Here is a 20,083-nt window from a genome sequence, read left to right on the forward strand (position 1 = left end):
CGAGTCGACGGAGGCCCGTGCGCCAGGTGATCGGGATTCCGTGTCACGCCCCTTCCGCGCCGGGACAGCGGCGGTGCTGAAGGGGCGTGAGGCCGGGAACACCCTCCTGCGACGGTGATGTGGCAGTACTGGAGTGCGACGGTCATCCAGCCGACGCTAGGCGGCGGCTTCGCGTCCCGATTCCCGAACCCTGCTCGGCACGCTCCTGGTCGGCCGAGTGTGCATCTTCGCCACGCACGGGGGCATCGCCGGCACGGCGCGGTGCTCCCGTGCGCGGTAGGCGCTCGGCGTCTCCCCCAGAAGCTCGGTGAATCGCGAGCTGAACGAGTCGAGCGAGGTACAGCCGACCGCCATGCACGCGTCGGTCACGCTGGTACCCGCGCGCAGCAACGCCATCGCCCGTTCGATGCGGCGGGTCATGGCGATCATGGCGCGCCACACGGCCTCGGCCACGCTCGGGGACAACCCGGCGCTCATGGCGCGCGTACGGATGGGAGGAGCCACCTCACGGCCTCATTCCTTCGGGGAACCCAGTCCAACGCAGGTCGGTCGGGAGGTGACTCATGTCGTTGAACATCACGATCGTGGGCGGCAGGCCGGTGCGGTACTCAATGACCGTCAGTGCGGCGTTGGCGCTGTTCAGTCCGAGCCACCGCGATGGCGGCGCGTCCAGGGCGTGCCGCACCAGCCACGCGATCTGATAGGCGTGCGTCACCAGGACCTCGTGTGTGTCGGGCCGGGTCCCTTTCGCGGTCGTGTCGGGGACCTTCGCGAACCGGGCGACCAGTGCCTCGGCGAGCCTTTGGCCCGAGGCCGCCTCGGTGTCGTCGTACCCGTCGAAGAAGCCGGCCCAGGACGGGGGTGTTTCGGCCGCACTGGGAACGTAGGGCACGTGGTCGACGAGTTCGGCGGCCTCGGTCACGGGCACGTCCGGTAGATGCCGGGCGATTTCGTGCGCGCTCGCTACGGCGCGTGGCAGCGGAGAGTGCCACACGGCTTCGACCGGTACGTTGGCGAGCCGTTCGCCCAGCAGGCTCGCCTGCCGGTGCCCGATGCCGGTGAGCTCCCCGAACGCGTCGGCCGCGCCGTGGCGTGCCAGGTAGAGGTGTCGCGTTGCCATCGGTGGTCAGGGGCGCGGTGTCCGTGCGGGCCCGCTTCCCATCTCCTTTCGATCCGTAGGTGTGGAAAGTGATCAGGTCAGGCGTTTGCCGCCGTGACGGTGCCGGTGGTGCCGTCGACGGTGATGACGGTGTCGTCGTGGAGCCTGCTCGTCGCGTTCGGGATGCCGAGGACGGCGGGGATGGCATGCTCGCGAGCGACGATCGCGGCGTGCGAGAGCACGCCGCCGGTTTCGGTGACGACGCCGGCGGCGATGCGCAGCAGCGGCGTCCAAGCGGGGTCGGTGAAGGGGCAGACGAGGATGTCGCCCGGCTGCACGCGTGCGAAGTCGCCGGGACCACGGACGATTCTCGCGGTGCCGGTTACGGTCCCGTGGCTGCCCGGGGTTCCGGTGAGTGTGGCGGCCGGGGTGTCCGAGGCACTGGAAGGCGATGCCGGCGGTGGGGGTGCGGCGGTGACCGGCCGTGCCTGCAGAACCCAGGTGCGGCCGTCGACGATCGCCCACTCGATGTCCTGCGGTCCACCGAGTACGGCAGCGATCTCCTTGCCCAGCTTGGCGAGCTGTGTGGCGGTCGCGTCGTCGATCGTCGGCTGCTCCCGGACACGGCTGGGCACGTCGCGAATGATGAGCTGCGTGCCGCGCCGGTCAAGGCGGGTCCGTTTGTCTGCGACGGTGCGCGTGACCGACCCGTCCCCGGCGACGCGGTAGGCGTCAGGGGTGACCGTGCCCCCGACGACGCTGGGGCCAAGTCCCCAGGACGCCTCGATCTCGGTCGCGTCGTCCGGGTCCGCGGGCGTGAACATAACCCCGGACACCTCGGCATCCAGATGGCGTTGGACGATGACGGCCATCACAAGATCGTCGCAAGGATGGTCGTCGCGGCCAGAGGCACCCCGGTAGTCGACGGCACGTGGAGAGAACAGCGAGGCCCAGCAGGCACGTACGGCGCCGGCGACCTCGCCGACTCCGTGCACAGCGAGGAAGCTCTCATGCTGACCGGCCGCCGATGTCTGACCGGTGTCTTCGTTCGCTGCCGATGATCTCACCGCCACGGGCGGATCGCCGAGCTCGGCGAGTGCGCGTCCCAGCGCGTCGATCACGGTCGCGTCGACCGGCCGGACCTCGATCACCTGCCGCGCCGCGGCGAGATCGTCCGACTCGCCGCCGGACCGCCCGAGGTCCAGGTCGCGGACGGCCGCGCGGTAAGCGGCGAACGAGACGACGAAACCGTCAGGAACCGGCAGACCCGCGCGGAGCAGCGCGCCGAGTGCGCCGGCCTTGCCCCCGCAGGTATCGGCGACGGCCTCCATGAGGGGTACGATCATCCACCCCTGCCTTTCAACAGAATGTTGACGACGCTGCGTCGATTGTGGATCATGAGCTGCATGCCACGCAAGCACGACATCGCGCACACCATGCACGCTGACCACGTCCAGGCCCGCCGCGAGCAGGACGCCCGCGAGCGCCTTCTGGGCCTGGGCGCGGATGCGCTCGACGCCCGTCCGTGGCGACCCTCGCCCGTCCCGCCGTCGGCGGTCGACCTCGCGCAGTTCGCCGTCTGGCGCTGCGCCGACCTGGACCCGCAGGACATCCTGAGCGCGCTCGCTCTCCTGCCCGCCGCGCGCGCCGAGGTCGAAGGACTCGAAGCCGCCCTGCTGTTCACGGCCCGGAGCGCAGGACTGACCTGGGCGCAGATGGCGCACGCGATGGGGTTCAGATCACCGCAGGCATGCCAGCAGCGGTACACCCGCCTGGCAGCACGACAGGACGCCGGCTCGTGACGCGGGACTCCGCGCCCGGCCTCCTGGTCCTGCACGCCGTGCGCGTCATCGGGTTCGCGGACACCCCGGTGATCGCTCATCGGTACGGGCTCGATGTGGCCGAGACGGAAGAGGAGCTGCGCGACGCCGAGGCACGCGGGTGGGTCGCGCACACCGCCTTCGCCGGCACAGGAGGCTGGTCGTTGACCGAACCGGGCCGAGCCGAGAACGAGCGCCGGCTCGCGGCCGAGCTCGCACGCGTCGGCGGCGCCGAGGAGGTCCGTGACGTCTACCGCGAGTTCCTGCCGCTGAACGCCCTCCTGCTACGAGCCTGCACCGACTGGCAACTCCGGCCCACCGCCGGAGATCGACTCGCCGTCAACGACCACTCCGATCCCGCCTGGGACGCCAGAATCCTCTCCGAGCTCGCCGACATCGACCGCGCACTCCTGCCACTCACAGACCGGCTCCGGGGCGTCCTCACACGGTTCCGCGGATACGACACACGATTCACCACAGCCCTGGCGCGCGCCCGAGTCGGGGAGAACACCTGGGTCGACCGCACCGACGTCGACTCCTGCCACCGTGTCTGGTTCGAGCTCCACGAAGACCTCATCGCCACGCTCGGCATCGACCGGCACGCGGAACCCTGACCCCACGCTCCGCCGCCCCGCGTCCACCATGGCCCTCTGGTCACCTGCCAGGCGCACCACCGGCCACCTCACCGGTCCGCCGTGTCACGGGCCGCCGCCACGGCGGCCTGGCCGAAGCTGATCCCCCCGTCGTTCGGCGGTACGCGCCGATGGGTCAGAACGCGGAAACCACGCTCCTCAAGCGCCCCCGCCAACCGGCCCAGCAGCAGCCCGTTCTGGAAGACACCACCCGACAACGCCACAGTCCCGATCCCACTGCCGATCCCACTACTGGTTTCACCGCCGATCCCGGACTCCGTCCCGGCGCCGTCGCGCACCAGCACGCACGCGGCCACCGTGGCGCCGACGAGCCCATTGTGGAACCGCGCGGAGACCACCCCCGGATCCACGCCGTCGAGCAGGTCGGCGGCGACCGCACGGATGAGGTCGTCACCCCTGACCAGCAAGGGAGCAGCGCTCTCGACCCTGACCGGATACGCGCCCTCCTCGGCCAGATCGGCCCGCTGCTCCAGCGCGACCGCCGCCTGCCCCTCGAACGTGACGCGGTCGCGAAACCCGCACATCGCCGCCACGGCGTCGAACAACCGCCCCACGCTGGAAGTGAGCGGCGAGTTCACCCCCGACCGGGCCACCGCCGACACCCGATCCCACTGGGAGGCGTTCCTGGCCCGTACCGCGAGACCCTCCGGCGGCGCGCCGTCGAAGGCGGCGTCCAGATGAGCCACCGCCATCCGCCACGGCTGCCTGACCGCGGCCGCACCGCCCGGCATCGGCACCGCGGCCAGATGCGCGGCGCGGGTGAACCCGGCCAGATCGGCGACCAGCACCTCGCCGCCCCACAGCGTGCCGTCGGCGCCGTACCCCGTCCCGTCGAAGGCCACCCCGATGACCGGCCCTTCCTCTCCCGCGTCGGCCAGGCAGGACGCGATGTGCGCGTGATGGTGCTGGACCGCGACCAGATCCACCCCGGGCAGATCCAGCGCGTACTTCGTCGACAGATATTCCGGGTGCGTGTCGTAGGCCACCACCTGCGGAGCCACGTCGAACAGCCGCCGGAAATGAGCGATCCCATCGGTGAAGGCCCGCAACGTCTCGTAGTTCTCCAGATCACCCACATGCGGGGACAGGAACGCGTGCTCACCTTTGGCCAGGCAGAAAGTGCTCTTGAGCTCCGCGCCGCACGCGAGCACCGCACGCCGTACCGGCCGGGGGAGCCGCAGCGGCCGCGGGGCGAACCCCCGCGACCTGCGCACCGGGATCTCGCGGTCACCGGCGAGGACGACCACGGAATCCTCCGCGCGCGCGTGGATCTCCCGGTCGTGCACCAGAAAGGCGTCCACCAGCCCTCCCAGCCGGTCCACCGCCTCCCCGTCCCGGTACACGATGGGCTCGTCGGAAATGTTCCCGCTGGTCAGCACGTACGGCCGGGCCAGCTCGCGGGCCAGAAGATGATGAACAGGCGTGTACGGCAGCATGATCCCCAGGCGGTTCTCACCCGGCGCCACCGCATCGGCGATCCTGACCGGCGTGTCCATGCCCCCAGCAGTCTCCGCGTCCGCGTGTTTCGCGGTGGTCGGATGCGCCGCCGTGCCCGGATCCGCCGTGCCCGGGTCCACCGCGACGGCGGGTGCCGCGATACCGGCGGCGCGCCGCGGCAACACGACGATCGGCCGGGCGGGCGCGGTCAGCAGCCGCTCGGCGACCGGCCCGACCACGCACAACTCCCTCGCGGCGGCCACATCGGCGACCACGACCGCGAACGGCTTGTCCTCCCGGCCCTTACGCGCCCGCAGAGCCTGTACGGCCGCCGCCCGCGTGGCGTCGACCGCGAGGTGATAACCCCCCAGCCCCTTCACCGCCACGACTCCTCCCGACCGCAGCACCGCGCCCGCCTCCCGGATGGGATCCCCCTCCTTGGGACGGCCCCGGCCGTCCAGCAGGAGAAGAGCCGGGCCGCAGTCCGGGCAGCAGACCGGCTGGGCATGGAACCTGCGGTCGCACGGATCGCGGTACTCGGCCGCGCAGGCGTCACACATCGGAAACGAGGCCATCGTCGTCGTCCGCCGGTCGTACGGGACGTCCCTGACGATCGTGAACCTCGGCCCGCAGTTGGTGCAGTTCACGAACGGATGCCGGTACCGGCGGCAGGCCGGGTCCAACAGCTCGGCCAGACAGTCCGCGCAGGTCGCCACATCGGGGGAGATCAACGTCGCCCGCCCGCCGTCCCGGCTGCCCGCGATGCCGAATCCCCGATCGTCTCGCGCACCGAGGGCGGGAATCTCCATCGCCGAGATGCGGTCGATCACCGCCAGCGGCGGCGCCTGACCGGGCAGCTCCCGCTGGAACCGCGCGAGGTCCTCGACCGGGCCCTCCGCCTCGATGAACACGCCCTGGCCGTCGTTGCCGACCCATCCAGACAGCGCCAGCCGCCGCGCCAGCGCGTGCACATAGGGCCGGAACCCCACACCCTGCACGATCCCCTCGACCCGGATCCTGACCCGCGCGGTACCGGCCCGCGCCACAGGCCCGGTCCGCTCCGGTTCGCCCGCCCGGTCTCGCCGGCCGTCCGACGCACCGTCCGGGCCGCCGTCCGGGCCGCCGTCACACACCGATCCGCCCGCTGGGGCGTGCGCCGCTTCGCCTATCCGGCCGAGCACGCCGCCGGGCACCGGACCCTGGGACGGACACCTCGCGTCGCCACCTGCCACATCACACCCCGGGGCCGGAACCTGGGGCGCCTCGTACGTCGGATCGTGGGTTTCCCCGCTGTTCACGAGGCCATCCTCACCAGGCTCACCGTTCGCGGGCGCAGCCGCCACGCCCGCCCTGCGGATCAGGCCACGGCCCGTGAGCAGACCTTTACCCCGCCCCGTCCCCGCGCTCCACCCCCGCAGGAACCACCGAACGTAGCCTGACGGCCACGCGGAACAACGGAGCGTACACATGTCTGTCGCAACCACGATGCAGCTCGCCCTCCGGCACGCCTTCATCCGGCGGGACCCCCCGGGCCACGCGCTCGCGCGGGACTCCGCGCTGATCGCGCGGGCCTGCCAGGACATGGCGGACCGCTTTCGTCGCGGCGGAAAACTGATCGTCTTCGGCAACGGCGGCGGCGGAGCCGACGCCGCGCACATCGCCGTCGAGTTCATGCACCCCGTCATCGTGGGCAAGCGGGCCCTGCCCGCCGTGGCACTGAGCAACGACGCCGCCACGATGACCGCCATCGGCAACCGCGAAGGACTCGCCGAGACCTTCGCCCACCAGCTCGCCAGCTGGGCCGGACCGTCCGACATCGCGCTCGGCGTCTCCCGGGACGGCCGTTGCGTGAACGTGCTGCGCGGCCTGCGCGCCGCCCGCGACCTCGGGCTGCTCACCGTCGCCCTGTTCGGGGGCGGCGCCGAGCGCGCCAATCGGGCCGAACTCGCCGAACCGGACGCACGTGACGCCCGGGACCCTGACATAGCGGTGAGTGGCGGGCCGGCGGAGACCGTCGCCGACCACGTCCTGCTCGCCCGCTCCAAGGACCCGGCTGTGGTGAAGGAGATCCACGTCACCACCTACCACCTGCTGTGGGAGCTGGCGCACCTGTTCCTGGAACATCCGATGGAACACCCCGCTGACGCTCCGGCGAGCCCGGCCGCGAATCTCGCTGACTCCGTCCCCGACGGCACCCGTACCGGCGTACACACCGGCGACCGGACGCATGACCACGCCGACCCTCACGACGACCCTCACGCCGACCCTCACGACGGGCAGACGGCGTGCTCCGGGGACACCTGCGTCACCTGCTCCGACCAGGCCACCCAGGTCACCGTCGTCCGCCTCCTGCACAGCGGCCTGGCCCTCGGCGACACCGGAACCGGCACAGAGGAGATCAGCGTCGCCCTGGTCGACGCCTCGGTCGGTGACACCGTACTGGTCCACGCCGGAGAGGCCATCGCCGTCATCACGAAGGGAGCCCACCGTGGCCGTCCTTGACGAACCACCGTCCGAGGAGATGCGGGGCCTGTACCCCTTCCTCTATCCCGACCAGGCCCGCCTGGAATCGGTCCTCGCCGAGGCTGAACGCTCCACCCAGGCCAAAGCCGCCGAGATCGTACGGCTGCGCCGCCAGGTGGCCGAACTCGACGGAGACCGGCTCATCGTGTGCGCCCAGGAGATGGCCACCCGCTTCGCCTCCGGAGGACGGCTGTTCACCTTCGGCAACGGAGGCAGCAGCACCGACGCTCAGGAGGTCGCCACCGCCTTCCTCCACCCGGCGGGCCCCGGCCGGCCGCTGCCGGCGCTCTCGCTGACCAGCGACATCGCCGTCGTCACGGCCCTGTCCAACGACGTCGGCTTCGACGTGGTCTTCGCCCGGCAGCTCGCCGCCCTGGCACGACCGGGCGACATCGCCCTGGGCCTGTCCACCAGCGGCGGCTCCGCCAACGTCCTGCAGGCGTTCCGCGAAGCCGCGCGCCTGGGGATGCTCACCGTCGGCCTGTCCGGCGACCGGGGCGGCAAGCTCGCCGAACTCGGCCTGCTCGACCACCTGTTCATCGTGCCGTCGGCGTCCGTGCACCGCGTCCAGGAGGCGCAGACCACGCTCTACCACGTCCTGTGGGAGCTCACCCAACACGCGCTCGGCACCTCGCTCCCGACGGGCACCACCTGATCAAAAGGACCTGACCGGAAATTTCCCGATCAGAGCACGGCGGCCCACCCCGCCCGGGAATGACTACGCACAGTAATCAATCGACAACCGGTCGATCCCTCCCGGAACGGGGTGACCCCACGTGCACGAATTCGGCATCGCCGAAGCGATCCTCGACGCGGTCGAGAAACGCGCCGCAGGCCGGCCCGTACAGCACGCCCGCATACGCGCCGGAGCGCTCCTGCGCATCACCGAACCCGTGATCAACCAGGCGTTCGCCGTCGTCTCCGCCGGATCACCCGCCGAAGGCGCCCACCTCGAACTCGTCATCGTCCCGGCCAGGCACACCTGCCGTACCTGCCGCCACGTCACCACCTCCGACGACGTCTTCGCCACCTGCGCCGGCTGCGGCGGCATCGACATCGAAACCGAAGGCGGCGACGAACTCATCCTCGAATCCATCCAGACGGCGGAGGCCACACATGTGCCTGGGAATCCCCGGCGAGATAGCGGAGATCCTGTCGGACCCTCCTGAGCTCGCCATGGTCGACGTCAGCGGCGTACGACGCGCGATCAACATCGGCCTGCTCGAGAACGAGGACCTCGCACCCGGCGACTGGGTCCTCATCCACGTCGGCTTCGCCCTGTCCAAGATCGACGAAGTGGAGGCCGCCGCCGCGCTCGACTTCCTCAAGAGCATCGGCGAGCCGTACGAGGACGAGATCGCCGCCCTCCGCGAATCCACCATCGAACAGGGGTGAACATCCGATGCGTTTCGTCGACGAGTACCGCGACGCCGGGCGGGCCCGCGCGCTGGCCGCCCAGATGGCCGAGCTCTGCCGGCCCGGCCGCGCCTACAAGTTCATGGAGGTCTGCGGCGGCCACACCCACACCATCTACAAGCACGGCCTGGAGGACTACCTCCCCGAAGCCGTCAGCCTGATCCACGGCCCCGGCTGCCCCGTCTGCGTCATCCCCATGGGACGACTCGACGACGCCATCCACATCGCCGAGCAACCCGACGTCATCATGACCTCGTTCGGCGACATGATGCGCGTCCCCGGGGGACGCGGCTCCTTCCTGGACGCCAAGGCCCGCGGCGCCGACATCCGGATGGTCTACTCACCCCTCGACGCCCTCAAGATCGCCCGGCAGAACCCCCGCAAGCGCGTCGTCTTCATGGCCATCGGCTTCGAGACCACCGCGCCCTCGACCGCCATGACCGTCCTGCGCGCCGAAACCGAGGGAATCCACAACTTCTCGGTCTTCTGCAACCACGTCACGATCATCCCGGCGATCAAGGCCATCCTCGACTCGCCCGACCTGCACCTCGACGGCTTCATCGGCCCCGGCCACGTCTCCGCCGTCATCGGCTGCCGGCCGTACGAGTTCATCGCGCACACCTACGGCAAGCCGCTGGTCGTCACCGGGTTCGAACCCCTCGACGTGCTGCGCTCCGTCTACCAGATCCTCGCCCAGCTCGCCGAAGGCCGCAGCCAGGTCGAGAACCAGTACGCCCGGGTCGTCCCCTGGAACGGCAACGCCAAGGCGCTCAACGTCATCAGCCGCGTCATGGAACTGCGCCCCTACTTCGAGTGGCGCGGCCTCGGATCCATCTCCCACTCGGCGCTCAAGATGACCGAGAAGTACGCCGCCTACGACGCCGAGCGGATCTTCCAGATCCCCGGCGTACGCGTCGCCGACCCCAAGGCATGCCAGTGCGGCGAGGTCCTCAAGGGCGTGCTCAAACCGTGGGAGTGCAAGGTCTTCGGCACCGCCTGCACCCCCGAGACACCCATCGGCACCTGCATGGTCTCCTCCGAAGGCGCCTGCGCCGCGTACTACAACTTCGGCCGCTTCTCCCGGGAACGCGTCAAGGAGGCGACCCGCCGGTGACCCCGGAACACACCACAGAGCACACAACAGAACACGCCACGGCCCCCGCCCCGGGCGAAGCGCCCGGGGGAGAGGCCACCGCCCCGTGGGCCGAATCCGCCGTACGCGAGGCCGGCCCCCGGAGCCGCCCCACCCGCGAGGACCAGGTACTCCAACGCATCGAACGCGCCCGCCGCGGCAAGGCGCGCGTCAGGGAGGACCTCGTCACCCTCGCGCACGGCGCCGGAGGCAAGGCCACCCACACCCTGATCGAGGCCGTGTTCCTCGAGGCGTTCCGCAACCCGCTCCTGGAGCCCCTCGGCGACGGAGCCGTCACCGGCACCCTCGCCCTCACCACCGACGCCTACGTCGTCAGGCCGTTGTTCTTCCCCGGCGGCGACATCGGCGACCTCGCCGTCAACGGCACCGTCAACGACCTCGCCATGTGCGGCGCCACCCCCCGCTACCTCTCCGCCGGGTTCATCCTCGAAGAGGGCTTCCCCATCGCGGATCTGCGCCGCATCACCGCCTCCATGGCCGCCGCCGCCCGCGCCGCCGGCGTCTGGATCGTCACCGGCGACACCAAGGTCGTCGAGAACGGCAAAGCCGACGGCTGCTACATCACCACAGCCGGAGTCGGCACCCTCGACCGGGGCGCCACCCTCAGCGCGGCCTCCGTCACGCCCGGAGACGCCGTCATCGTGTCCGGCCCCATCGGCGAACACGGCATGACGATCATGCTCGCCCGCGGTGAACTCGATCTCGAAGCCCACCTGACGTCCGACACCGCACCCCTGCACGACCTCACCGCCCGGCTGCTGTCCGCCTGCGGAGGCCCTACCGGAGGCCCTACCGGCGGCCCCATCAGCGGCGCGGTCCGCTGCCTGCGCGACGCCACACGCGGAGGAGTCGCCACCGTCCTCAACGAACTCGCCACCGCCTCCCAGGTCTCCATCGTGCTCGACGAGAACACGATCCCGATCCGCCCGGACGTACGCGGAGCGTGCGAACTCCTCGGCATCGACCCGCTCTACGTGGCCTGCGAAGGCCGCATGATCGCCGTCGTGGCCGCGGGGCACGCCGACGCCGCCCTGGACGCGCTGCGCGCCCACCCGCTCGGCGCGGATGCCGCGATCATCGGACGAGCCGGCGACGACCCGCCCGGCCTGGTCCTGCTCAAGACCTCCTTCGGCGGAACCCGCATCGTCGACCTCCTGGTGGGCGACCCGCTCCCGCGCATCTGCTGACCCCGGACGGGACACGCGGCGAGCCACAGGCCGCGGGCGCGCTCCGCGGTCGCGCCCGGCCCGCGTACCCGCTGCTGCCGCCGTCCATGACCATGAGACGCTCGAACCCATGGGGACCAGACACATGAGAGCCGCCTACGTGACCGAGCTCGGCCCCGCAGAACGCATCCACGTGGGGGAACTCCCCGTACCCGAACCCGGTCCCACCGACGTGCTCGTCCACGTCACCGCCGTGGCGGCCAACAACGTCGACACGTTCGTCCGATCCGGGCTGTACCGCACCCCCACCCCCTTCCCGTTCGTCATCGGACGGGACCTCACCGGCATGGTCGCCAGGACCGGCCCCGGCGTCACCGGCTTCACCGAAGGCGACCGTGTCTGGTGCAACAGCCTCGGCCACGGCGGCCGCCAGGGCTCCTTCGCCACCTACGCCGTCGTGCCCGCCGACCGGCTCTACCCCTTGCCGCCCGGAATCGACCCCGGCACCGCCGTCGCCGCGCTCCACCCGGCCGCCACCGCCTACCTCGGCCTCTTCCGCGAGGCGCGGATCCGCCCCGGCGAGACCGTCGTCATCGGCGGGGGAGCGGGCGCCGTCGGCTCCTGCGCCGTCACCATGGCTGCCGTCGCCGGAGCCCGCGTCATCGCCACCGCACGCCCCGACGACGGGGAACGATGCCACGCGCTCGGCGCCACCGAGGTCATCGACTACCGCGACCCACACCTGCTCACCCGGCTCGGGAAAGCCGCCCCCGACGGCATCGACGTCTACTGGGACACCTCCGGACACCACGACATCCCCGGCGTGACACCACTCCTGGCCCACGGCGGGCGCCTCCTGCTCACCGCCGGCATCACCGCCCGCGCCGAACTCCCCGTCGGATCGCTGTACACCAGGGACGCGCGACTGCTCGGCTTCGCGATCTCCAACGCCACCACCGCCGACCTGGCCGACGCCGCCAGGCTGGTCAACCACCTGCTGGCCGCCGGGCACCTGCGCGTACGGCTCGACGAGGTCCTGCCCCTCGACCAGGCCGCCGAGGCGCACCGCATGCTGGAGGACGGCCAGACCTCCGGCCGCATCGTGCTCCGCCCCTGAACGCCCTGGTCGACCACCTGCCGCAGACGAGAACACCGGCACCACGGCATCCATATCACCCAGTTATGGAAACTTGTGCGGTGTTCAGCAGATTCGTTCCGTGTCAGCTTTGGTCCAGTCCAGGCGCCTCGGGCCGGACGGTTTCCCAGGTCGTACGGTGTCGGCTGCCCACCCACACCCGCCGACACGATGGGGGAGTACGACAGGTCCGGGCCGGGTGCCTCACCCCCGACATCGAGAAGGCCACTGATGGACACCGAGAACACGCCCACCGAGCAGGAGAGCAAGGGAATCAGCCGCAAGACCCTGCTCAAGGCCGCCCTGGTCGCACCGCTCCCGCTGCTGGTCGGGCAGCTTCCCGCGCTGGCCCGCGACGCACGGACGACGGGCGAGCCGCTGGCCCCCACCCCGTTCTGCTCCGACGACGACGACCCGACGGTCCCGCAGATCGAAGGCCCGTACTTCAAGCCCAACTCGCCGCTGCGCACCACCCTCTCCGGACCCGGCATCCCGCTCACCCTGAGCGGCTACGTGTTCGGCCTCGCCTGCCAGCCGCTCGCCAACGTACTGCTGGACTTCTGGCAGGCGGACACCAACGGCGCCTACGACAACGTCGGATTCACCTTCCGCGGCCACCAGTTCACCAACGCCCAGGGCGCCTTCACCCTCACCACCATCGTGCCCGGCCTCTATCCGGGCCGTACCCGGCACATCCACGTCAAGGTCCAGGCGCCCAACCGCCCGATCCTCACGACGCAGCTCTACTTCCCCGGCGAGCCCCGCAACAGCACCGACACGATCTACGACCCCCGGCTGCTCATGAACGTCCGCACGGCCAACCCCGGCAAGGAGGCCACGTTCGACTTCGTCCTCAACGTGCCCGGCCAGCCACCCACCAGCCCGTCGCCGAGCGCGTCGCCCAGCACCTCTCCCGGCGGCACCTGGCGCGCGGGCACCACCTACAAGGCCGGCGACCAGGTCACCTACGGCGGCGCGACCTACCGCTGCCTCCAGGGGCACACGGCCATGGCCGGCTGGGAGCCCCCGAACGTCCCCGCGTTGTGGCAGCGCGTCTGACGACGCCCCGCTCCCGTCGCCGACCGGCCTCCGAGAGACACTGCCGGCGGCGGGAGCGCACACCAGGGGAGCACGAGCGGCGACAGCGACCTACCGCACGCCCCTGCCCAGGCGGCTCCCGGCCGGTCACGGGTCAGACGGGAACGACCGGCTCCTGTAGCTCGGTCACCCACGTCGCGGGGTTCTCGTCACACTCCAGGGTGAGCTCCCGCGCGTACCCGGTGGACCGGAAGCCGTTGGCGTCGATCCAGCGACCCAGCGCCTGGGACGTACGCAGAACGTCGTCCATGGATCCACGGTGCACGACCGTCGCGGCCTGCTCGACGCCGGGCAGGTCCACGACCGAGAAGTCGGCGCCCGGCGACACATCCGCGGCGACCGTCATCCCGGCATGCACAGTGATCATGCCCTCGCCCAGCGGGGAGTCCTCGTAGTAGGCGAGCCCGGGACCTGCCGGCGCCACGCCCGCGGCGTCGAGGCGGCGGCACAGTTCGTCGTACAGCGGCTTGATGACCGGCCCGATGTCCTCCGGAGCGTAGCTCGCGGCGGTCCCGGTCAGCTCCGCCACCCGGACACCCGGAATGCTCTTGATCACGATGTCGTCCATGGACATGCGTCCCTCGGTTTCGATGGTCCGGAGCCTCGCCTCGACCTGAGCCAGCCGCGCCGCCGCGGCGGCCATGGCCGCTTCGAGTTCCGCCTGCCGCAGCCGCAACATCCCGCGCAGCCTCTCCGTGCTCACGCGCTCGTCCAGGATCGACGCCACCTGCTGGAGCGTGAAGCCGAGCCCCTTCAGGGCGATGACGCGATTGAGCCGGGCGAGCTGGCCGGCCTCGTAGAAGCGGTAGCCGCTCGCCGGATCGACGCGCGCCGGACGAAGCAGCCCGATGGCGTCGTAGTGGCGCAGCATGCGGACCGAGACACGGCCGTGTCTGGCGAAGTCTCCGATGGTGAACATGACGCCTTCCATTGCAGAGCCTCACACGGTGTCAGGGTCAAGTCTGGAACCCCCTCGGGCCGGGCGGTACGGGAGGGCCCCGGCGCGGACGCCTTGGGGGAAGGCTTGTCAGGCATGGCCTGACAGTCTAGGGTTGCGATCACACCGTCAGGTCACGCCTGACAACCGTCGATACGGGAGGACCGCATGCCCGCCCCATCTCTGGCCGACGAGAAGATCCACTGCTCCTTCTGCGCGAAATCGAAGACCGAAGTGGAGAGGGTGATCGCCGGAGCCGGCGTCTACATCTGCAACGAGTGCGTGCATCTCTGCACCCTCATACTCGACACACCGGCCGCGCCCTCCACCGCCCCCTCGGACGCTTCCGCAGCGACGACCGAGATCCCCTGGCCGGACACCATGACCGACGAGCAGATCCTCGACCTCCTGCCGCGCGTCGCCTCCGTGAGCGCCCAGGTCGACGCCAGCCTGCAGGTCTGGGTGACCCGGCTGCGCGACAGGGGCGTCACCTGGGCCAGGATCGGCGCCGCCCTGGGCATGACTCGGCAATCGGCCTGGGAGAGATTCTCCGGAGAGGAGTGAAACACGACCCCGGAGCCGAGAAACCGCAGGCCGAAACGGGATCCGCGACCACCCGCCAACCATGCGCAGTGAAACTTTCACCGCCGGTTGACGCCCGAGGCGCCAGCCCACAGGATCATGGTGCCTCCTGGTCAGGAGGGGGCGTCAAGTGACTGCCGCTACCCATGACGAGGTGTGCCGATGCCCGAAATCCCGTTACGAGTCGCGTCCGCCGTCCTGCTGACGCTGACCGCCCTGAACGGTCCCACCGCGTACGCCGACGACGTCACCCCGGTCACGGTGACCGTCAACGCGCGCGCCGCCCTCGCCACCGTCCCCGAAACCGGCATCGGCACCAACCATGCGATCTGGGACAGCAACCTGGGCACCGACGAGACCGCGGACCGACTCAAGGACGCCGGGGTGAAGCTGCTGCGCTACCCCGGCGGCTCCTACTCCGACATCTATCACTGGGCCGACCACACCGCTCCCGGCGGCTACGTGGCGCCCGGCACCGACTTCGACACCTTCATGCGCGGCGCGCGGCGCACCGGAGCGCAGGCGATGGTGACCGCCAACTACGGCACCGGCACCGCCGAAGAGGCCGCCGCCTGGGTCCGCTACGCCAACGTCACCAAGGGATACGGCGTCAAGTACTGGGAGATCGGCAACGAGAACTACGGAAACGGCCACTACGGCTCCGCCTGGGAGGCGGACGACCACGCCGACAAGAGCCCGGCCGAGTACGCCCGCAACGTCGTCGCCTACGCCGAGGCGATGAAGGCGGTGGATCCGACCGTCAAGATCGGCGCGGTGCTGACCACGGCGGCCAACTGGCCCGACGGGCTGATCGCCGGCGGCGACGACGGAACCTGGAACAAGGTCGTCCTGTCCATCGCCGGACCGAAGATCGACTTCGTGATCCTGCACTGGTATCCCGGCGCCTTCGACAAGGCCGGCCACGTCACCGACATGCTCGATCTCACCCGCCGGCAGATCGCCGAGCACGCGGGACCAGGATCGGAGCGGATCGGCATCGCGATGACCGAGTTCAACACCGGGACCAGCAGCAACGGCACGAACACCCAGCCCGGCGCGCTCGCCGCCGCCGACGCCTACGCGACGCTGCTCGCGAACGGGGTGTTCACGGTCGACTGGTGGAACGTGCACAACGGCATCGGCAATGTCACGCAGGTCGAGGGGCAGACCGACTACGGCGACTTCGGCCTGCTGTCGTCCGCGACGTGCACCTCTGACGGCAGCGTCTGCGAGCCGCCGTTGAACACTCCCTTCGCGCCGTACCACGCACTGCGGATGATGAGCGTATTCGCCCGCGCCGGCGATCAGTTCGTCCGGGCCGCCAGCGACCAGGCGAAGGTCAGCGCGCACGCCGTCCGCCGGCCCAACGGCGACCTGGCGGTCATGTTGATCAACACGTCGTCCGACACGTCCTACCCGGTCACGATCGGCTACTCCGGCTTCAGCCCGGCCACCGGGGCGCCCACCGTGCTGACCCACACCAACGGCGCGACCGGCATCACCAGCTCGACCTCGGGGAGCGCGACCAGCCGGACGCTGCCGCCGCTGTCGCTGACCACCGTCGTCGTGCATCCCAGCTCCGCGCAGACCGGGCTGCCGGGCGCGCCGGGACAACCGAAGGCCTCGACGGTGACGGACACGACCGCCACGATCACCTGGCCCACCGCCTCCACCGGTACGCGTCCCATCGTGAAGTACGAGGTCCACCGCGACAACGGAGCCGTCAGCGAGCAACTCGGTGAGACCGCCGGCACCTCCTTCACCGTCGGCAACCTCAAGCCGGGCACGCGCTACACGGTCAACGTGATCGCGCGCGACAGCGGCGGCGGCGTCTCGTGGGCCTCCCCGCCGCTGACGTTCACGACCGGCACACCCGCCTCCAGCTCCTGCGCCGTACGGCTGACCGACCAGTCCGACTGGGGCAACGGCTACGTCGGCGCCATCGACATCACCAACAACGGCGCACCGATCAACGGCTGGACCCTGAACTTCACCTGGCCCAGGACGTGGCAGAGCCTGGGCAGCGGGTGGAGCGCCGTCTGGACGCAGAACGGCTCGAATGTCAAGGTCGTCAACGAGCCCGCCAACGGCTCGCTGCCCACCGGCGCGTCGACCACCATCGGCTTCGTCGGCAACTACAGCGGCCCGAACATCCTCCCCGCCGTCTTCACCCTCAACGGAACCGTCTGCACAACGCGGTGACGCGCTGATCCGGGGCCGTCCCGCGCGGACGGCCCCGGACACGCTCACAGCCGGGCAAGGGACGCGCACCGGGTGACCCGCGGAGCCATTACCGCCACCAGATCCGGGCTTCAGTGCCTGGTGAGGCTACGGCGAGGGCCCTGGACTCAGCGGCGCAGGACGGTCTCCCGCTCCATACGCGACAGCTTCTCGGGATTGCGCACGGCGTAGAGCCCGGTGATGAGGCCGTCGTCGACACGCACCGCCATGACGGTGTCGATCTCGCCGTCGAGCCGGAGAATCAACGCCGGGTAGCCGTTGACCTGCGCCGTCTGCAGCGAGAACCCGCCCAGCCTGGCGGCCAGGAGAACCACTCCGCCGACCCCCACGACGGGCTCCAGCGCGGCCTGCACGACTCCACCACCATCACCCAAGAGGACGACATCCGGCGCGAGGACATCGAGCAGGCGTTGCAGATCGCCCGTCTCGACCGCCCGCTGGAACGCCTCGAGCGCGCCGCGGGTCTCGGCCGGAGAAACGACCCCGCGCGGTCGACGCGCAGCGACGTGTGACCGCGCCCGATGCGCGATCTGGCGGACCGCGGCCGGACTCTTGTCGACGGCTTCCGCGATCTCGTCGTAGTCCAGAGCGAACACCTCGCGCAGCACGAACACCGCACGCTCGGTCGGCTGAAGCGTCTCCAGCACCAGCAGCATCGCCATCGAGACGCTGTCGGCCAACTCGACATCCTCGGCCACATCGGGCGCGGTCAGCAGCGGCTCGGGCAACCAGGGTCCGACGTAGGACTCCTTGCGCCGGCCGAGCGTACGCAGCCGGCTCAGCGCCTGCCGGGTGGCGATCCGGACCAGGTAGGCACGCTGATCCCGCACGGCGTCAAGGTCGACCCCCGACCACCGCAACCAGGTCTCCTGCAACACGTCTTCGGCGTCGGCGGCCGAGCCGAGCAGCTCATAGGCGACGGTGAACAGCAGATTGCGGTGGGCGACGAACGCCTCGGTGGCGGGGTCCGGGCGGTGGTCCGGGCGGTGGTCCTGGCGCATGTCCCCGCCGGGATCTCCGGGCGCGGTCCGCGACGTGTCGGCCAATGGGTGGCTCCTGTTCGCTCTCGACTGTGTCACCCACCAGACGCCGGGGCCCGTCGTTTTGTGACACCGCGACGGTAGCCAATTTGTCGACCGCGGCCGAATGACGTGACGCCGAGCCGGCGTCACGAGGAGCGGTGCGTCAGATATCACCGATGGACCACCGCTTGTGGCGCACGTCACATAACCGCGCTGTCACAAGGATCGGGCCGTCGGCATCTTGTGTTCGTTCAGCGCAGCACGCACCAACGTACGGAAGGAACGTCATGAGTTCAGCGCGTGAAACCCTTCGCCGCGACTTCGGCGGCGACATCATCGAACCGGGCGGAACGGAGTACGAATCGGCCAGTCGCTCGATACTGGCTTCGGGTAGTCCGGCCTACGTTCTGCGTCCCAACAGCGTCGGGGACGTGCAAGCGGGTGCCAGATTCGCTGCCGGCGCAGGGCTTCCACTGTCCGTGCGAGGCGGCGGCCATGGCTTTCCGGGCTTCGGCACCAACGACGGCGGCGTCGTGATCGACCTCAGCGCGCTCGCGACCGTGGAGATCATCGACAAGGAGCGTCACCTCGTGCGAATCGGCGGCGGCGCCACCTGGGGTCAGGTCGCGGCCACCCTGGCCCCGCATGGCCTGGCGATCTCCTCAGGCGACACCAAGAGCGTCGGTGTCGGTGGGCTGACGTTGACCGGCGGCATCGGCTGGAAGGTCAGGAAGTACGGCCTGGCCCTGGACAACGTGGTCGGCGCAGAGGTGGTCACGGCCAACGGAGAGGTCGTGCGTGCGAGCGCGGGGGAGAACCCGGAGCTGTTCTGGGCGCTTCGCGGTGGCGGCGGCAATTTCGGGATCGTGACCGCCTTCGAGTTCGCGGCACACCCGACGACAGACGTCTTCCACGGCAAGATCGCCTTCCCGGCATCGGAGGCGGCCACCGTGCTGCAGGGTTGGGCGGACTACCTCCGCACCGCCCCCGAAGAGCTCACATCCATCGCGAGCTTCGCCAACCCCTTCGCCGGCGGCCCCGAAGCGCCGGTCGAGATCCACGTCGCCTTCGACGGCCATGACCCGGAACTCGCGGCCGAGGCGATCGACCCGATCCGCCGGCTCGGCACGGCGATCGACGACGATATCGCGCTGAAACCCTGTGCGGACACGCTCGTGGATGGCGCGACCCCGCCGCCTGGCATCCGGCTTGTCACCCGAAGCGCATTCGTCGACAAGGAATCGGTGTCCGAGGTCCTGCAGATCCTCGCTGAGGTCGGGGCATCGGAGCGGTCGCCGTTCATCGCCGTTCGCAGCGTCGGCGGTGCGGTGTCCCGAATCCCCGACGATGCCACCGCCTACGCACATCGCCAGGCGGAGTTGATGGTCGTGACCACCACCGCGGGTCCGACGCCGGTCGTCGAGGCCGCTCGTCCTGCTCTGGAAGCGATCTGGGGGAGACTCACACCTCACGTCAACGGCCTCTACGCGAACTTCCTCTCCTCTGCCACCGAGGAGGATGTCGCCGCGATCTATCCAACGGAGACCTACAAGCGGCTCGCGGCGGTCAAGCGTCAGTACGACCCCCGCAATCTGTTCGCCCGCAACCACAACGTCCGCCCTCAGTAGGCCGTGCGGACAATCCAAGCCGTCTGCGGCGTCCCGGCCAGTTCGGACAACGAGGAGTAGCCGGCACCGTGCACCCCCGTCGTGGGCGGGGACCCCCCCAGGCCGGGGGGCGCGGCGCCACATGGGGGCATACGCAGAGCCCCCGCCCCAAAAGCGGACCCGCGCCGGCAGCT

Annotated in this window: 19 protein-coding genes; 13 read left to right on the forward strand and 6 right to left on the reverse strand. The window is 70.4% G+C overall.

The genetic code is table 11. The features are described from left to right. Nucleotides 1-156: 156 nt before the first annotated feature. The 3 genes from AB0I59_RS26950 to AB0I59_RS26960 all read right to left on the reverse strand — a co-directional run bounded on the left by AB0I59_RS26950 (nt 157) and on the right by AB0I59_RS26960 (nt 2,445). The gene (locus tag AB0I59_RS26950; protein WP_358137187.1) at nt 157-504 is read right to left on the reverse strand and encodes a helix-turn-helix domain-containing protein; all 348 of its coding nucleotides are present in this window, start codon (nt 502-504) and stop codon (nt 157-159) included. A 1-nt stretch (nt 505) separates the two neighbouring features. Beyond that, the gene (locus AB0I59_RS26955) at nt 506-1,120 is read right to left on the reverse strand and encodes a histidine phosphatase family protein (protein ID WP_061254667.1); all 615 of its coding nucleotides are present in this window, start codon (nt 1,118-1,120) and stop codon (nt 506-508) included. Nucleotides 1,121-1,197: 77 nt separating this feature from the next. Next, entirely contained in the window at nt 1,198-2,445 is a 1,248-nt protein-coding gene (locus AB0I59_RS26960) for a PEP/pyruvate-binding domain-containing protein (protein ID WP_358137189.1), read from the reverse strand. 60 nt (nt 2,446-2,505) lie between these two features. Between AB0I59_RS26960 and AB0I59_RS26965 the strand changes: the two genes are divergently transcribed. Next, nucleotides 2,506-2,901, forward strand: a complete 396-nt coding sequence (locus tag AB0I59_RS26965) for a DNA-binding protein (RefSeq protein WP_358137191.1) — start codon at nt 2,506-2,508, stop codon at nt 2,899-2,901. Continuing rightward, nucleotides 2,898-3,533 (forward strand): transcriptional regulator, encoded by a 636-nt coding sequence (locus tag AB0I59_RS26970; protein ID WP_358137194.1) that lies wholly within the window; start codon nt 2,898-2,900, stop codon nt 3,531-3,533. Before AB0I59_RS26965 ends, AB0I59_RS26970 begins: the two co-directional genes overlap by 4 nt. Nucleotides 3,534-3,601: 68 nt before the next feature. On the opposite strand, the gene AB0I59_RS26975 is transcribed toward AB0I59_RS26970, so the two are convergent. After that, nucleotides 3,602-6,307: a carbamoyltransferase HypF gene (locus AB0I59_RS26975; RefSeq protein WP_358137197.1), complete on the reverse strand. Its 2,706-nt coding sequence runs from the start codon at nt 6,305-6,307 to the stop codon at nt 3,602-3,604. 169 nt (nt 6,308-6,476) lie between these two features. Between AB0I59_RS26975 and AB0I59_RS26980 the strand changes: the two genes are divergently transcribed. The 8 genes from AB0I59_RS26980 (at nt 6,477) to AB0I59_RS27015 (ending at nt 13,461) form a co-directional block, all read left to right on the forward strand. Beyond that, on the forward strand, nt 6,477-7,511 hold the full coding sequence (locus AB0I59_RS26980; RefSeq protein ID WP_358137200.1) for an SIS domain-containing protein: 1,035 nt from the start codon (nt 6,477-6,479) through the stop codon (nt 7,509-7,511). Further along, nucleotides 7,498-8,187: a D-sedoheptulose-7-phosphate isomerase gene (locus tag AB0I59_RS26985; protein WP_358137203.1), complete on the forward strand. Its 690-nt coding sequence runs from the start codon at nt 7,498-7,500 to the stop codon at nt 8,185-8,187. Before AB0I59_RS26980 ends, AB0I59_RS26985 begins: the two co-directional genes overlap by 14 nt. 121 nt (nt 8,188-8,308) lie before the next feature. Next, nucleotides 8,309-8,701, forward strand: coding sequence for a hydrogenase maturation nickel metallochaperone HypA/HybF (locus AB0I59_RS26990; RefSeq protein WP_061254804.1), 393 nt, complete (start codon nt 8,309-8,311; stop codon nt 8,699-8,701). Between the two features lie 7 nt (nt 8,702-8,708). Then, on the forward strand, nt 8,709-8,927 hold the full coding sequence (locus AB0I59_RS26995) for a HypC/HybG/HupF family hydrogenase formation chaperone (RefSeq protein ID WP_358137206.1): 219 nt from the start codon (nt 8,709-8,711) through the stop codon (nt 8,925-8,927). A 7-nt stretch (nt 8,928-8,934) separates the two neighbouring features. Further along, nucleotides 8,935-10,062: a hydrogenase formation protein HypD gene (hypD, locus tag AB0I59_RS27000; RefSeq protein ID WP_061254675.1), complete on the forward strand. Its 1,128-nt coding sequence runs from the start codon at nt 8,935-8,937 to the stop codon at nt 10,060-10,062. Continuing rightward, a complete protein-coding gene (hypE, locus tag AB0I59_RS27005; protein WP_358137209.1) occupies nt 10,059-11,288 on the forward strand; it encodes a hydrogenase expression/formation protein HypE in 1,230 nt (409 codons plus the stop codon). Before hypD ends, hypE begins: the two co-directional genes overlap by 4 nt. A 124-nt stretch (nt 11,289-11,412) precedes the next feature. Beyond that, entirely contained in the window at nt 11,413-12,384 is a 972-nt protein-coding gene (locus AB0I59_RS27010; protein ID WP_358137211.1) for an NADPH:quinone reductase, read from the forward strand. A gap of 249 nt (nt 12,385-12,633) precedes the next feature. Then, the gene (locus AB0I59_RS27015) at nt 12,634-13,461 is read left to right on the forward strand and encodes a dioxygenase family protein (protein WP_358137214.1); all 828 of its coding nucleotides are present in this window, start codon (nt 12,634-12,636) and stop codon (nt 13,459-13,461) included. A gap of 133 nt (nt 13,462-13,594) precedes the next feature. Here the strand turns inward: AB0I59_RS27015 and AB0I59_RS27020 are convergent, their stop codons facing one another. Next, nucleotides 13,595-14,419, reverse strand: a complete 825-nt coding sequence (locus AB0I59_RS27020) for a MerR family transcriptional regulator (protein WP_358137217.1) — start codon at nt 14,417-14,419, stop codon at nt 13,595-13,597. Nucleotides 14,420-14,605: 186 nt separating this feature from the next. On the opposite strand from AB0I59_RS27020, the gene AB0I59_RS27025 reads away from it, so the two are divergent. Together AB0I59_RS27025 and AB0I59_RS27030 are read left to right on the forward strand one after the other, a co-directional pair. Beyond that, nucleotides 14,606-15,001, forward strand: a complete 396-nt coding sequence (locus AB0I59_RS27025; protein WP_061254680.1) for a ClpX C4-type zinc finger protein — start codon at nt 14,606-14,608, stop codon at nt 14,999-15,001. Between the two features lie 180 nt (nt 15,002-15,181). Next, nucleotides 15,182-17,221: a cellulose binding domain-containing protein gene (locus tag AB0I59_RS27030; RefSeq protein WP_061254683.1), complete on the forward strand. Its 2,040-nt coding sequence runs from the start codon at nt 15,182-15,184 to the stop codon at nt 17,219-17,221. Nucleotides 17,222-17,367: 146 nt separating this feature from the next. On the opposite strand, the gene AB0I59_RS27035 is transcribed toward AB0I59_RS27030, so the two are convergent. Next, nucleotides 17,368-18,261, reverse strand: coding sequence for an RNA polymerase sigma-70 factor (locus AB0I59_RS27035; RefSeq protein ID WP_358137247.1), 894 nt, complete (start codon nt 18,259-18,261; stop codon nt 17,368-17,370). A 308-nt stretch (nt 18,262-18,569) separates the two neighbouring features. Between AB0I59_RS27035 and AB0I59_RS27040 the strand changes: the two genes are divergently transcribed. After that, entirely contained in the window at nt 18,570-19,910 is a 1,341-nt protein-coding gene (locus AB0I59_RS27040; protein ID WP_358137220.1) for an FAD-binding oxidoreductase, read from the forward strand. The last annotated feature ends 173 nt before the right edge of the window (nt 19,911-20,083 follow it).

It is taken from the genome of Microtetraspora glauca (assembly GCF_040656155.1).
Classification (GTDB): Bacteria; Actinomycetota; Actinomycetes; order Streptosporangiales; family Streptosporangiaceae; genus Microtetraspora; species Microtetraspora glauca.